Genomic DNA, 13,571 nt, shown 5'->3' with positions numbered 1-13,571 from the left:
GCGTGACATGGGCCACTGCTTCTGGGAAGCAGAAGAATGCTGATACTTCTTCTCACGAATCCTGGCCGCGGGGGTTGCGCAGGGCGCAGAGTCGTTCTCGAGGGCACCTTCCTCACGACGAAGGCACCACGACCGGAAGGCACGATCATGACCGCGACGCTCGAGACCGGCTCCACGAACGGCACCACCTCCGCACCTGCTCAGGGCACCCGCCCGGGCGACCAGGTCACCACCGCGGCGGCGCTCGCCGAGCAGTGGGCGACCGACCCGCGCTGGTCGGGCGTCGTGCGGGACTACTCGGCCGAGGACGTCGTCGCGCTGCGTGGGTCCGTGGGCGAGGAGCACACCCTCGCGCGCCGCGGCTCCGAGCTGCTCTGGGAGCTGCTGCACACCGAGGACTACGTCAACGCGCTCGGCGCGCTGACCGGCAACCAGGCCGTGCAGCAGGTCAAGGCGGGCCTCAAGGCCATCTACCTGTCGGGGTGGCAGGTGGCCGGCGACGCGAACCTCTCGGGCCAGACCTACCCCGACCAGTCGCTCTACCCCGCCAACTCGGTGCCCGCCGTCGTGCGACGCATCAACAACGCGCTGCTGCGTGCCGACCAGATCGACGTCGCCGAGAACACGGAGGACGGACCGTCGCGCAACTGGCTCGCGCCGATCGTGGCGGACGCCGAGGCCGGTTTCGGCGGTCCGCTCAACGCCTACGAGCTCATGAAGTCGATGATCGCCTCGGGCGCCTCGGGCGTGCACTGGGAGGACCAGCTCGCCTCGGAGAAGAAGTGCGGCCACCTGGGCGGCAAGGTGCTCATCCCCACCAAGCAGCACGTGCGGACCCTCAACGCGGCGCGCCTCGCGGCCGACGTCTCCGACGTGCCGAGCGTCATCATCGCCCGCACCGACGCCGAGGCCGCCACGCTGCTGACCTCCGACGTCGACGAGCGGGACCGGCCCTACCTCACCGGCAACCGCACCGCCGAGGGCTTCTACGAGGTGACCAACGGCATCGAGCCCTGCATCACCCGCGCCCACGCCTACGCGCCGTACGCCGACCTCATCTGGATGGAGACCGGCACGCCGGACCTCGACCTCGCCCGTCGCTTCGCCGAGTCCGTCAAGGCCGAGTTCCCCGACCAGATGCTGGCGTACAACTGCTCGCCGTCGTTCAACTGGAAGAAGCACCTCGACGACGACACGATCGCGAAGTTCCAGCGCGAGCTCGGGGCGATGGGCTACAGCTTCCAGTTCATCACCCTGGCGGGCTTCCACGCCCTCAACCACTCCATGTTCGATCTGGCCCACGGTTACGCCCGTGAGCAGATGACGGCCTACGTGCAGCTGCAGGAGGCCGAGTTCGCCTCCGAGACCCGCGGCTACACCGCCACGAAGCACCAGCGGGAGGTCGGCACCGGTTACTTCGACCGCGTGTCGACGGCGCTCAACCCCGACGCCTCCACCCTCGCGCTCGCCGGCTCCACCGAGGCCGCTCAGTTCTGACTCACCCGTTTCCCGCCGCCGCGGGGTCCCACCCCCGCGGCGGCCCTCCCAGGAGGAACCTGCCATGACGATCACCGACCTGCCCCGCTCCACCCGCTCCACCGGTTCGCCGGCCACGCCGCCCCGCGGCATCGCGCTGTCCGACTCGGCCACCGTGGCCGAGGGCACCATCGACGTCGTGGGCCCGCTGGAGCCCGGGTCCGACGAGATCCTCACGCCGCAGGCCCTGGAGTTCCTGGCCCTGCTGCACGACCAGTTCGCGGACGCCCGCTGCGAGCTGCTGCTGACGCGACAGCGCCGCACCCGGGAGATCGCCGACGGCGCCGACCCGGACTTCCTGCCCGTCACCCGGCCCGTGCGGGACGACCCGTCGTGGCGCGTCGCGGGTAGCGCCGGGGCCCCCGGGCTCGCCGACCGGCGCGTCGAGATCACCGGACCCACCGACCCGAAGATGACGATCAACGCGCTCAACTCGGGCGCCAAGGTGTGGCTGGCCGACGCGGAGGACGCCCAGTCCCCCACGTGGTCCAACGTCATCACGGGCCAGCTGGCGCTGCGCGACGCGATCCGCGGCGACCTGACGTTCGAGGCGCCGTCGTCGGACGGGGGCCGCACCCCGGGCAAGCAGTACGCGCTGCGTACGTCCGAGCTGACCGAGATGCCGACCATCGTGTTCCGGCCGCGGGGCTGGCACCTGTTCGAGTCTCACCTGGCGTACACGGGGACGGACGGCTCCACGCAGCCCGCCTCGGGCTCGCTGGTCGACTTCGGGCTGTACTTCTTCCACAACGCGCGCGAGCTGATCGAACGCGGGCGGGGGCCGTACTTCTACCTGCCCAAGCTCGAGGGGCACCGCGAGGCGCGGCTGTGGAACGAGGTCTTCGAGCTGGCGCAGGACGCCCTCGGCATCCCGCGGGGCACCGTCCGCGCCACGGTGCTCATCGAGACGCTGCCCGCGGCGTTCGAGATGGAGGAGATTCTCTACGAGCTGCGCGAGCACTGCGCCGGGCTCAACGCCGGGCGCTGGGACTACCTGTTCAGCGTCATCAAGTGCTTCCGCAACCGCGGCGACTCCTACGTGCTGCCCGACCGCGCGCAGGTCACGATGACGGCGCCGTTCATGCGGGCGTACACCGAGCTGCTGGTCGCGACGTGCCACCGCCGCGGGGCCCACGCCATCGGCGGCATGAGCGCCTTCATCCCGGACCGGCGCAACCCCGAGGTGACGGAACAGGCCTTCGCCAAGGTCCGCGCGGACAAGGAGCGCGAGGCCGGCGACGGGTTCGACGGCTCCTGGGTGGCGCACCCCGACCTCATCCCGATCGCCCGCGAGGCGTTCGACGCCGTGCTCGGCTCGGCCGAGAACCAGGTGGGGAGACTGCGCGACGACGTCACGGTGGGCCAGGCCGAGCTGCTCGACGTGGCCTCGGCCCGGCGGGAGGGTGCGACCATCACCGAGGAGGGTCTGCGGACCAACATCTCCGTGGGGGTGCGGTACATCGCCTCGTGGCTGCGGGGCGCGGGGGCCGCTGCCCTGGACAGCCTCATGGAGGACGCCGCGACGGCGGAGATCTCGCGGTCGCAGGTGTGGCAGTGGATGCACTCCGGGACCGTCACGGCCGACGGGGTGACGATCACCCGGACGCTGTGCGACGCCATGCTCCGTGAGTTCCTGCGGTCCACGCCGCGGACGCGCGGGGACCGGCTCGACGAGGCCGCGGCGATCTTCCGCGAGGTGGCGATGGGTGACGAGTTCCCGCCGTTCCTGACGACGAGCGCGTACGCCCGCTACTTCTGACGCCTCCCCCTTCGTCGCCGAACGTCGAGGTCCGGACCGGAATGGATGCCCATACCGGTCCGGACCTCGACTTTCGCGCGCCGGGCCTGTCACGTGAGCCGAAGTCGTCCCGTAGCGTGCGGGTACCGGGGGTCGACGAGGGGACACTGATGGGCGCTGGCCGACGCGACCGCATCTGGACCTGGCTGCGGGTCGGGGCGATCCTGGCCGTCGCCTGCGTGACGGGGGCGCTCGCCACCGTTTTCGCCTGGGTGTGGACCGACGAGCTGGTCGACGGGAACGATCTGGCTTATGACGACCTCGCCGGGACGTGGTGGCAGGGCGCGTCAGCGGGGGCGCTACCGACCGTCTTCGGGCTGAGCCTGTGTGCTGCGCTCCTCATCTACTCCGGCCTGGCGTGGTGGTGGCCGATGCTGCTCGTCCTCGCATCCGGGGCGGTCGGCGCCGCGCTCGGTGCCACCGAGCGATTCCCGTACGGACTACGCGCCGGAACGTGGGTGGTCTGCGGGGAGCTGCTGCTCGGCGCCCTGGTGGGTCTGCTGGTCAACGCCCAGACGGTGCGCTCCGCCGGCAGAGATGACCGACGCGTGGAGATCGCCCGAGTCCGCGGGCGTCGCTGAGACGGGCGCCCGAGACCGTCCACAGGGCAGGCTCGGGGCCGAAGCTTGTGGACGAGGCCTGCGGGCGGGGGGGCCGGTTCGGCAGGGTAGCGGGCATGAACCTCACCGCATCCTTCCGCCCCGGCGACAAGGTGGCCGACGACGGCGCCGTCCTCGAGCTCGCCACCTTCCTGTCCGGCGGGGTCCTCCCCCGCGAGCGCATCCTCACCCTGAGCTGGCTCGACGCGGACGACCGCGTCACCGGCATCGCGGTGCCCGTGCGCGACGTCCCCGAACGGCCCAGCCCGGAGGACGCCGCCCGGTTCGGGAGCGTGATCGCGTCGGTGACGCAGCAGTCGGTGCCGGGCGGCTCCGTCGTGGCGATGCTCGAGCGGCCCGGCGAGCAGTCCGTGACCGCGGCCGATCGCGCCTGGAACACCGCCCTGCGCACCCAGGCCGCCGAGCGCGGGTTCCGGTTGCACGGCCTGTTCGTCGCCGCCGGCGGTGCCGTGCGTCCGCTCGCTCTCGACGACGCGGCCTGACTGCTCCACCCCTGGCGAGGGGCCAGAGCCGACTCGTACGTGTGTTCGAGTGAGTGTCGGTGGCTGCTGCTTGACTGGTCACCATGACGACGCACCAGGACGACGGCGGGCCGGGCCACGGCCCGAGCCTCGATGCCGCGCTGGACGCCGCCGCCGCGGAGCAGGTCGCGGTGAACCAGGCGGCGGGCCGCCGCACCATGGCACTCGGTCAGGCCCTTGCCGCGGCCCGGACCGAGCCCACGGCGATGCTCGACGTCGCGGTCGCCCGCGTGGCATCGACGACGGCGCAGCGGCGCGCGCAGGTGGCGCACCGTGCGCTCGTCTCCGAGGTGGCGTGTGCACTCGGCGTGAGCGAGCACCGCGCACGCGCACTGCTCGCAGATGCCGAGGTCCTGGCCGACCGCGCTCCGGGCACCATGGCGGCGCTGTGCGCCGGCCGCATCTCCTACCAGCACGCCGCCAAGCTGGCCGACGGCGTGGCCGACCTGCCGCCGTCGGCCGCCGCCGAGGTCGAGGCAGCCGTGCTGGAACGGGCCGCGTCGCTGCCGCCGGGTCGATTCGGCACGCTGGTGCGCACGGCCAGGGACCGGCTGCACCCGGTACCCGCGGAGGTGCGCCGGGAGGCCGCCGCACTGAAGGCCGACGTCTGGCTGGACGACGGCAAGGACGGCATGTCATGGCTCACCGCGCACGTCCCCACGCCCGTGGCCCACGCGGCGTACGACCGTCTCGCCCGTACCGCGGCGGGGGCGAAAGCCTCTGGTGATGCCCGCGGTACGGGGCAGCTGCGCGCCGCCACGCTGGCGGCGCTCCTGCTCGACGGGCAACCGACTGGCGATGAACCCGGGCCGGCCGCTGGCTGCCCGACGACAGCGCCGTCGTCGGTGCAGCCACCCGGCCCACCAGACTTTCTCGTGACGCTGGCACGCGGCGTCCGCCCGATCGTCCACGTCACCGTGCCGATACAGACCCTGAGCGGCGACGGCGAGCAGCCCGGCACGCTCGACGGGGCCACGCCGGTGGACGCCGAGGCGGCACGGCACCTGGCCGCCCGTGCGCCCACGCTGCGACGTGTCCTGACCGATCCCGTCGACGGCGCGATGCTCACCGTGGATCGCCGACGCTACGTCGTCCCGGCAGACCTCCGTGCGTTCCTGACTGCCCGCGACGTCACGTGCCGTTTCCCTGGCTGCGCCGTGCCCACGGCACGCTGCGACGTCGACCACACGGTGGACTGGGCCGGCGGCGGTACCACCGACGCCGGGAACCTCGCCCACCTCTGCCGCGCGCATCACACGCTCAAGCACGAGAGCCGCTGGACCGTCGAGCAGCTCGACGGCGGAGTGCTGGCCTGGACATCACCGCGGGGCCGCACGTATCTCACGAGCCCTGGCGCTGCTGACCACGCGATCGGACAGCTCGATGGCTGGGCGGCCGAGGCGGCGTCCCTCGCGGTGGAGCTGGTCCCCGTGCCGAACTCCGGCGGCGACGAGACATCGACCGGCCGGACAGATCCTCGGGCCGGCCCGGCGCCGGGTCGGTACGAGCGAGGGAGCGACCCACCCTTCTGAGGCACGGTCGCGGGCGATCTTTCGATGTGCGCCGGGAAGCATGGCGACCCGGTGCTGGCTCGAGGCCGCCCCGACAGACCCTCCGGCTGGTCAGGTCGGGCGCTGGACCGGTTGCGACACTGGATGGCTGGACGCCACTCAGGGCTGCACGAGTCGGACCTCGGCGTCGTGAACCTCGATCGGGTAGGTGGTGTCGGTCGTGGTGGCTTCGCCGGGGACGTCGGTCCAGGTGAGGGTGCCCGTGATGCGAAACTGGCCGTGCCACGTGGTGGTCAGGCTCACGGTGTAGGTGCCGGGCGCGGGGTACGGCAGGTGGATCGCGGTGTTGGTGTCCCACTGCCCGCCGGGGTGGTCGGTCACCACGGGTTCGGTGCCGTCGCCGGCGTCCCAGGTGTACTCGGCTGGCACGGCGCGGATCTCGACCGGCACGCCGAGCAGGTTCGTGGCCATGACCCGCGGGGTGTCGTCGGTGCGGGGGTGCACACCGAAGTTGACGATGGCCCAGTCGCGCTCGACCTGCAGGGTGACTTCGGCCGGATCGATGGGCATGGTCTTGAACTCGCGGGTGGCGGCCGCGAGGAGGTCGGCGGGAGTGACGCAGGCGCCCTCGTCGATCAGCTGTGGAGGCGTCTGGGCACCTCCGGGCTGGTTCGTGACAGCCCAGAGTCCGGCCAGCTCGTAGGAGTCCTCGTCGCACTCCAGACCGTCGTAGGCGATCTCGGTGCCTTCGGCGCAGACGTCCGCCAGCACGGTGTAGTCCAGGTCCCGCAGCCAGCACTGATGGACGGTGGCCCGGAAGTAGACGGTGTCCGAGTCGGCACCATCGCCGCCGGAGCCGTCGATGGCCGCTTGCTGCTCCTCGAGGGTCGAACCGACATTCATCGCAGGATCCTCACCGGCACTGATCCACGATTCGTAGGGGTCGTCCGCGCCACCCCCAGGCTCGGTGTCGAGCGCTAGCGGTGGAATCGCGGGCGCGAAGAGGAAGCATGCGGCGCAGAGCAAAGAGGCCGTCGACATGGCTCACTCCTCCGGAATCTGACCGAGTTCAACCAGCACCCACTCGCCGTCCCGGAGGGCCAGTTCAGCACGCCTCTTGGCCACGCCCGCCTCGGAGGTGAAGACGGTGTCTCCTGACGCATCAAGGATGGTCGTGGGACTTTCGTGGCCGGTGATATCCATCGGCCAGATCCCTGTCACGACATCGCGCTGGTACACCTTGTCCACCACCACCTCGACGTCACCGCCGGTGAACACGTCTCCGCGCTTTGCGATGGTCTTGGCCTGATCGAGGCGGGACTCGCAGTACTCGCAGGACCGGTGGCTCCGCGCCTCCCACTCGGCGGTGTCCCCGGTGACCATCATCGGCTGCTCGAGGGACAGGATGTACTTCGCCGCAGCCGCCGCTCCCTCGGCATCCTTCTTGTCCATCGCGGCCGGTCGCTCCGGGCCCGCCGCTGCGACCTCGTCCGAGGGCTCGGGCGATGGCTCGGGAGACGCCGTCGCGGACGGCGACGCCGTGACGGACGCCGGCAGGGGCAGCTCCGACGCCTCCGACGTCGGCTCGGGGTCGGCGCCGGTGCAGCCGGCTACCAGCAGCCCTGTCGCGAGCACAGCGACCAGAGCGGCGGCCGGCCGCCGTGGCGCAAGGACAGAGGGATCGTGGCGGGTTGTGCGCATCATCGCGTCTCCAGGGCGTCAGACAGGCCAGCGCGGCCAGGACCAGCCACCGACCCTAGCGACCACCGCCCACCGGCGGAACCGCATGTCCCAGCCTGTGGACGGCCCCCAGCCGAGGCCGTGCGCGACCCCGAGCCCGGACCGGCGTGAACGATCCATACCGGGCCGAACCTGCACATTCGGCACCTGGGGACGCGAGCCGGGGCCGAGAACCGCGCGCAAAGGCCTGGACCTTCGCGCCCTGGCCCCTTACATTTTCCGTGACGGACGCCACAGCGCGCCCGTCCGGCGGTCCTGCCCGGACCGTCGTCGTCCGAGACACCGACTCAGAGGGAGCCGCCGACACCGCGCTGGCCCGACCGGCCCGCGCACCGCAGGAGGGAGCAGGACCGTGACCGACGTACTGGTCCTCAACGCCGGCTACGAGCCGCTGCACCGTGTGTCGGTGAAGCACGCCATCACGATGCTCGTGCGCGAGGTCGCGGTGGTCGAGGAGTTCGTCGAGGGCGCGTCGTTCGGCCCCTATCCGCTCCCCCGGGTCCTGCGGCTCGTGCGGTACGTGACGATGCGCTGGCTCTACCGCGGCGGCGGCCGTCCGGCGGTGACCAAGGACGGCATCAAGCGGCGCGACGGCGCATGCGCCTACTGCGGTGGCCCCGCCCAGACGGTCGACCACGTGGTGCCCCGGTCGCGGGGCGGCGACAGCTCCTGGCTCAACCTCGTCGCCGCGTGCCGACCCTGTAACCACCGCAAGGCCGACCGCACGCCGCTCGAGGCCGGCATGCCGCTCCGGCTCGCCCCCTACGTGCCACCGTTCGACCACGGGCTGGTGCGGCGCCGTCGCCGCGCCAGACCCGTGGCCGCCTGAGCATCGTCAGACGCCGTCGGCCGGCTCCCAGCGCCGTTCGGCACCCTCCGGCTCTCCCTCGGCCGCGGCGAGGTCGGCCTCCCCGACGCGCGCGATCGTCCCGGTGACGGGCTGGGGAACCGCGGGCCCTTCGGCGTCGAGGACGCGGGACGCCACGACGGTGCTGCCGAAGTTCGCGTGGCACTCGGTGCAGTACCAGTCCGGGGCCGGCACGGGCACCTCGAAGCCGCCGTAGACGACGTCGGGCTCGGAGCTGACGACGTCGTCGGAGAAGGTCATCCCCCACACGATGCGCTTGGTCTTGCCGCGCACGCCGCAGCCGGGGCACTGCGGCCGCAGCCGGGCGCGCTGGGCGGACACGGAGTGGGCGTGCATGAGGTCGTGGCACTGCGGGCACATGAGGTGCACGTCGCGGATCACCTGCTCGAGGGTGCGCCCGCCGGCCGTCGTCGTGCCCAGCCGGACGGCGCCGTCGTCGTGCGCCTGCAGCTCGTGGACGTCCACGAACCGCTCGCAGGTGGCGCAGCGCTCCTCGCGGCGCATGGCCCAGCCGGACACCGCCCGGTGGCCCAGCACGCGCAGCACGTGCACGTCGGGGGCCGCCGTGCCCTCGGCGCAGTCGCCCGGGTCGATGGTGTGCACGGGCCCGTCGTGGAACTGGTTGGCGACGCCGTCCAGCACCGCGCGGGCGTGCTCGGCGGGCAGCCAGCCGGAGGATCCGATGTAGGCGTCGGCGCCGTCGAAGAGGTCGGCCCACACGATGGGCCGGTCGGGGCCGAACAGCTCGTCGGTCACCCAGGAGTCGCCGTCGGACGAACCCATCAGCTCCACGGACGCCACGACACCGGCGTCACCGAGGACGGTGACGACGACGTCGCCCCGCTTGGGGCCGTCCGGACCGCCGGGCAGCGAGTGCTCGTGGGAGCGGGTCGCGATCGCGATGGACTCGTTCAGCCAGTCGGTGGACCAGTTCAGGTACACCGACGGCACGAGCCATGCGGGCAGCGACGACACGGACGGGAAGGCCTCTGCTTCGGTGCTCACGGAGTGCAACATAGCCGGTCCGGGCCCTGCTGCGGTACCCCGCTCGGTCACCCGGGTGCGGCAGCCGTCGACGGCGGTTCAGCGCCCGAACACGGCGCGTAGCTCGTCCTTGGCCTGCTCCAAGGTCCGGCGGCGCTCCTCCGGGAGGGTGGACCCGGCCCGGTTCAGGTAGAAGGTCAGCATGGACATCGCGGACTGGTACGGAGTTCCCTTGCGCCGGGCGCTCGCCTCGGCGGACCGCTGGAGCGAGCGGGCGATCCGGGCGGGGTCGTCCCAGGTGAAGACGTCCTCCTCGAGGTCGAGCGCGTCGGAGTGCTCGGTGACGTCCTGGGACCAGCGGTCGTCGTCGTGCTCGGACTTCGTGGCCATCCTTCGACGCTAGGACGACGGGCCCGAGCTCGCCAGGCGCGCTCAGCCGCGCAGCGCCTCCGCCTCGGCGTCGGTGAACAGCCGGGACCGGATGAGGAACCGCACGCCTTCCGGTGCCTCCACGCTGAACCCGGCGCCGCGTCCCGGCACCACGTCGATGGTCAGGTGCGTGTGGCTCCAGTACTCGAACTGGGCCCGGCTCATCCAGACCGGCACCGTGAACGTGGCACCGCCGTCGTCGGGCCCGCCGGGAGCCTCCGGCACGGTGAGGTCGCCCAGGTGGACGTCCGCGTCGCCGGTGAGGAAGTCGCCGGCCGGGAAGCACATCGGGCTGGACCCGTCGCAGCAGCCACCGGACTGGTGGAACATGAGGTCGCCGTGCCGGCGCCGCAGCCGAGCGAGCAGCTCGGCCGCGGCGTCGGTGAGGGCGACGCGCGTCGCGTCGGCCATCGGTCTAGAAGAACCCGTCACGCACGCCGGAGTAGCTGACGAGCAGGTTCTTGGTCTGCTGGTAGTGGTCGAGCATCATCTTGTGGTTCTCGCGCCCCACGCCGGACCCCTTGTACCCGCCGAACGCGGCCGCGGCCGGGTAGGCGTGGTAGCAGTTGGTCCACACCCGGCCCGCCTCGATGGCGCGGCCCGCACGGAACGCCGTCGTGCCGTTACGGGTCCAGACCCCCGCACCGAGCCCGTAGAGGGTGTCGTTGGCGGTCTTGATCGCGTCGTCGAAGTCGGCGAAGTCGGTCACGGACACCACGGGGCCGAAGATCTCCTCCTGGAAGATCCGCATGGAGTTCTTGCCCTCGAACACCGTGGGCGTCACGTAGTAGCCGCCGGTGAGGTCGCCGCCGAGGTCGGCCCGCTCACCGCCCGTGAGCACCCGGGCGCCCTCGGCCTTGCCGATGTCGATGTAGGACAGGATCTTCTCGAGCTGGTCGTTGCTCGCCTGGGCACCGATCATCGTGTCGGTGTCCAGCGGGTTGCCCTGCACCGCGGCCTTCGTCCGCTCGAGCGCGTCGCCGAGGAACTGGTCGTAGATGTCGGACTGGATGAGCGCCCGGGACGGGCACGTGCAGACCTCGCCCTGGTTGAAGGCGAACATGGTGAAGCCCTCGAGCGCCTTGTCGTAGAAGTCGTCCCGCTCCGCCGCGACGTCCGAGAAGAAGACGTTCGGCGACTTGCCGCCGAGCTCGAGCGTGACCGGGATGATGTTCTGCGACGCGTACTGCATGATCAGGCGGCCGGTCGTCGTCTCACCGGTGAAGGCGATCTTGCGGATCCGCGACGAGGAGGCGAGCGGCTTGCCGGCCTCCGCGCCGAACCCGTTGACCACGTTCAGCACGCCCGGCGGCAGCAGGTCACCGATGATGTCCATCAGGTAGAGGATCGACGCGGGTGTCTGCTCGGCCGGCTTGAGGACGACGGCGTTGCCCGCCGCGAGCGCCGGCGCGAGCTTCCAGGTCGCCATGAGGATCGGGAAGTTCCACGGGATGATCTGCCCGACGACGCCGAGCGGCTCGTGGAAGTGGTACGCGATCGTCTCGCCGTCGATCTCGGAGATCGAGCCCTCCTGGGCGCGGATCGCCCCGGCGAAGTAGCGGAAGTGGTCGACGGCGAGCGGGATGTCGGCACCGAGCGTCTCCCGCACCGGCTTGCCGTTCTCCCAGCTCTCGGCGACGGCGATCTTCTCGAGGTTCGCCTCGATGCGGTCCGCGATGCGGTTCAGGACGTTGGCCCGCTCCGTGACGGAGGTCCGTCCCCAGGCCGGGGCCGCGCCGTGGGCCGCGTCGAGCGCCCGCTCGATGTCGTCGGCGTTGCCGCGCGCCACCTCGCAGAAGGTCTCCCCGGTGACGGGGCTGGGGTTGTCGAAGTATTCCCCGCTCGACGGCGGCACGTACTCCCCGCCGATCCAGTGGTCGTAGCGGCTGCGGTACTCGACGATCGACCCGGGCTGCCCCGGGGGCGTGTAGACGGTCATGCTGGCTGCCTCCTCGCAGTACACACCTCGTCGGGCCCGCGACCTGCGGTCCGGTGCCCGACGGCGGCGCCTCGGCGCGCCGTGGTCGTCACGCTAGGGGCGGGGTGTTGCAGCACCGTTGCAACGGTGCCGGGGCGCCTCAGCGCAGCGCCGCGTCGACCACCGCGAGGTGCGCCCTCGCCCGGCTCCACAGCGGGCTGCCGTGCTCGGCCCGTTGCACGAGGAGGCTCCAAGCCTCGACGTCGTCGGCGCCGTCGTCGGTGCGCGTCCAGGCGTCGAGGGCGGCGGTACCCGTACTGCTCAGGACGGCGGAGCGCAGCTCGGCGGCCAGCTCCGCGCGGACGCGCTCGACGCCGGGAGCCAGCGAGCGCGGGAGCAGCGGGCCGGCGCTGGCGGCGAGCGCCGCCGTCGGGTCGCCCGCGGCGAGGTGCTCGCGCACGACGTCGACGTCGCTGCGCACCCCCGGAGCGAGCCGGTAGGGGCGCGACCCGACCACCAGCGTACCGGCGACGCGACGCAGGCGGGAGATCTCGGCGCGGACGGCGACGTCGGACAGCTCGCCGGGGTGCAGCAGCACCGCCAGCTCCTCGGCGGTGAGCCCGCGCGGGTGCTCGCCCAGGAGCACGAGGATCTCGGCGTGCCGCGGGGAGAGGCGGTGGACGCCGCCGGGCCGGTGGAGCACCGGGGTGCCGAGGAGCTGGAGCGCGGCCCGGGCGGTGCTGTCACCGGTCCCCGCGCGGCCACCAGGCCTGCCCGGCCCGAGCGCCGCGAGCTCGCGTTCGAGGCTCGCCACGGTCGCGCGCACCAGCGAGAGCGCGACGTGCGAGGCGGCGGCGCGGCCGCCGGTCACGTCCAGCACCCCGAGGAGCCGGCCGTCGGCCCCCCGGATGGGGGCGGCGGCGCAGTTGAGCGACTGGACCGGCCGGGAGAAGTGCTCGGCCCCCAGGACCTGCACGGCTCGCCGGGTCGCGAGCGCGGTACCGGGCGCGTTGGTGCCCACGCTCTCCTCGCGCCAGACGGCGCCGGCGACGAACCCGACGCGCTCCGCCGTCGTGCGCGTGCGGGCGTCGCCCTCGACCCACAGGAGCCGGCCGGCGTCGTCGCACACGGCGACGACGAGCCCGTCGTCGCGGGCGGCGTCGACGACGAGGTCGCGCACGACCGGCATGAGGGGCGCGAGCGGGTGGGTGGCGCGGTACTCGTCCAGCTCGCGGTCGGCGAGCCCGGCCGCGGCGCGCGGCGAGTCGGGGTCGACGCCGGAGCTGAGGCTGCGGCGCCACGACGCGGCGACGAGGGGGTCGACCCCGGGCGAGAGGCAGCCGGTGCCGAGGAACGTGTCGTAGGCGGTCCGGACGGACCGGCGGTCCCGGCGGACGCCGCCACGGGTCGTGGGCGCGCGACCCGCCTCACGCGCGGACCGGGTGGGATCCTGCGCGGCAGCACGGTCGAGCATGGCGCCTCCGACGTCGTCGTGCGGTGGTCACGTCAGTCTAGGACGCTCCCGGAGCCGCCGAGAGGCAGCTCGTCTCACATCGTGGTCCCAGATCGTGGACGCCGGGTGTCGCCGCAGGTGGGTGCCTGCCTAGGGTGTGGGCAGGTACCCACCTGACCACAGGCACAGCAGG

General features: G+C 72.4%; 13 protein-coding genes. 6 read left to right on the top strand and 7 right to left on the bottom strand.

Features of this window, described 5'->3' with window-relative positions; genetic code table 11:
• Window positions 1-147: 147 nt before the first annotated feature.
• From aceA to MWU57_RS07225, 5 genes are all read left to right on the top strand, one after another.
• Window positions 148-1,497: an isocitrate lyase gene (aceA, locus tag MWU57_RS07245; protein ID WP_106266887.1), complete on the top strand. Its 1,350-nt coding sequence runs from the start codon at window positions 148-150 to the stop codon at window positions 1,495-1,497.
• 64 nt (window positions 1,498-1,561) lie between these two features.
• A complete protein-coding gene (gene aceB / locus MWU57_RS07240; protein WP_246908385.1) occupies window positions 1,562-3,295 on the top strand; it encodes a malate synthase A in 1,734 nt (577 codons plus the stop codon).
• Window positions 3,296-3,444: 149 nt separating this feature from the next.
• Window positions 3,445-3,915 (top strand): hypothetical protein, encoded by a 471-nt coding sequence (locus MWU57_RS07235; protein ID WP_246908383.1) that lies wholly within the window; start codon window positions 3,445-3,447, stop codon window positions 3,913-3,915.
• A 95-nt stretch (window positions 3,916-4,010) separates the two neighbouring features.
• Window positions 4,011-4,436, top strand: a complete 426-nt coding sequence (locus MWU57_RS07230) for a hypothetical protein (RefSeq protein WP_246908381.1) — start codon at window positions 4,011-4,013, stop codon at window positions 4,434-4,436.
• A gap of 83 nt (window positions 4,437-4,519) precedes the next feature.
• Complete coding sequence (locus tag MWU57_RS07225) at window positions 4,520-6,007, top strand: HNH endonuclease signature motif containing protein (RefSeq protein WP_246908379.1); 1,488 nt, start codon at window positions 4,520-4,522, stop codon at window positions 6,005-6,007.
• Window positions 6,008-6,145: 138 nt separating this feature from the next.
• Here MWU57_RS07225 and MWU57_RS07220 read toward each other — a convergent pair whose 3' ends face one another.
• Window positions 6,146-6,889 carry a PKD domain-containing protein gene (locus MWU57_RS07220; protein WP_246908378.1) on the bottom strand — a complete coding sequence of 248 codons (744 nt, stop codon included), beginning with the start codon at window positions 6,887-6,889 and terminating at the stop codon, window positions 6,146-6,148.
• A gap of 141 nt (window positions 6,890-7,030) precedes the next feature.
• Window positions 7,031-7,690 carry a DUF6318 family protein gene (locus MWU57_RS07215; protein ID WP_246908377.1) on the bottom strand — a complete coding sequence of 220 codons (660 nt, stop codon included), beginning with the start codon at window positions 7,688-7,690 and terminating at the stop codon, window positions 7,031-7,033.
• 388 nt (window positions 7,691-8,078) lie between these two features.
• Between MWU57_RS07215 and MWU57_RS07210 the strand changes: the two genes are divergently transcribed.
• The gene (locus tag MWU57_RS07210) at window positions 8,079-8,555 is read left to right on the top strand and encodes an HNH endonuclease (protein ID WP_106266900.1); all 477 of its coding nucleotides are present in this window, start codon (window positions 8,079-8,081) and stop codon (window positions 8,553-8,555) included.
• 6 nt (window positions 8,556-8,561) lie between these two features.
• Here MWU57_RS07210 and MWU57_RS07205 read toward each other — a convergent pair whose 3' ends face one another.
• From MWU57_RS07205 to MWU57_RS07185, 5 genes are all read right to left on the bottom strand, one after another.
• Window positions 8,562-9,599 carry a hypothetical protein gene (locus MWU57_RS07205; protein ID WP_181340724.1) on the bottom strand — a complete coding sequence of 346 codons (1,038 nt, stop codon included), beginning with the start codon at window positions 9,597-9,599 and terminating at the stop codon, window positions 8,562-8,564.
• 78 nt (window positions 9,600-9,677) lie between these two features.
• Window positions 9,678-9,968, bottom strand: coding sequence for a DUF3175 domain-containing protein (locus tag MWU57_RS07200; RefSeq protein WP_246908376.1), 291 nt, complete (start codon window positions 9,966-9,968; stop codon window positions 9,678-9,680).
• A gap of 42 nt (window positions 9,969-10,010) precedes the next feature.
• Complete coding sequence (locus tag MWU57_RS07195) at window positions 10,011-10,418, bottom strand: DUF779 domain-containing protein (RefSeq protein ID WP_246908373.1); 408 nt, start codon at window positions 10,416-10,418, stop codon at window positions 10,011-10,013.
• Between the two features lie 4 nt (window positions 10,419-10,422).
• The gene (locus MWU57_RS07190) at window positions 10,423-11,946 is read right to left on the bottom strand and encodes an aldehyde dehydrogenase family protein (protein WP_246908370.1); all 1,524 of its coding nucleotides are present in this window, start codon (window positions 11,944-11,946) and stop codon (window positions 10,423-10,425) included.
• A gap of 139 nt (window positions 11,947-12,085) precedes the next feature.
• Complete coding sequence (locus MWU57_RS07185; RefSeq protein WP_246908367.1) at window positions 12,086-13,399, bottom strand: helix-turn-helix domain-containing protein; 1,314 nt, start codon at window positions 13,397-13,399, stop codon at window positions 12,086-12,088.
• Between the last annotated feature and the right edge of the window lie 172 nt (window positions 13,400-13,571).

Origin of the sequence: Isoptericola sp. S6320L, from assembly GCF_023015685.1 — a bacterium.
Classification (GTDB): Bacteria; Actinomycetota; Actinomycetes; order Actinomycetales; family Cellulomonadaceae; genus Isoptericola; species Isoptericola halotolerans_A.
The sequence above is the reverse complement of the archived record's forward strand: the minus strand, read 5'-3'. Positions and strand labels throughout refer to the sequence as shown.

What these genes read in the sequence shown, in the direction of transcription:
- MWU57_RS07200 (WP_246908376.1), bottom strand. Translation starts at nt 9,968, where the DNA reads ATGGCCACGAAGTCCGAGCACGACGACGACCGCTGGTCCCAGGACGTC.
- MWU57_RS07230 (WP_246908381.1), top strand. Translation starts at nt 4,011, where the DNA reads ATGAACCTCACCGCATCCTTCCGCCCCGGCGACAAGGTGGCCGACGAC.
- MWU57_RS07195 (WP_246908373.1), bottom strand. Translation starts at nt 10,418, where the DNA reads ATGGCCGACGCGACGCGCGTCGCCCTCACCGACGCCGCGGCCGAGCTG.
- aceB (WP_246908385.1), top strand. Translation starts at nt 1,562, where the DNA reads ATGACGATCACCGACCTGCCCCGCTCCACCCGCTCCACCGGTTCGCCG.
- MWU57_RS07225 (WP_246908379.1), top strand. Translation starts at nt 4,520, where the DNA reads ATGACGACGCACCAGGACGACGGCGGGCCGGGCCACGGCCCGAGCCTC.
- MWU57_RS07215 (WP_246908377.1), bottom strand. Translation starts at nt 7,690, where the DNA reads ATGATGCGCACAACCCGCCACGATCCCTCTGTCCTTGCGCCACGGCGG.
- aceA (WP_106266887.1), top strand. Translation starts at nt 148, where the DNA reads ATGACCGCGACGCTCGAGACCGGCTCCACGAACGGCACCACCTCCGCA.
- MWU57_RS07235 (WP_246908383.1), top strand. Translation starts at nt 3,445, where the DNA reads ATGGGCGCTGGCCGACGCGACCGCATCTGGACCTGGCTGCGGGTCGGG.
- MWU57_RS07185 (WP_246908367.1), bottom strand. Translation starts at nt 13,399, where the DNA reads ATGCTCGACCGTGCTGCCGCGCAGGATCCCACCCGGTCCGCGCGTGAG.
- MWU57_RS07190 (WP_246908370.1), bottom strand. Translation starts at nt 11,946, where the DNA reads ATGACCGTCTACACGCCCCCGGGGCAGCCCGGGTCGATCGTCGAGTAC.
- MWU57_RS07220 (WP_246908378.1), bottom strand. Translation starts at nt 6,889, where the DNA reads ATGAATGTCGGTTCGACCCTCGAGGAGCAGCAAGCGGCCATCGACGGC.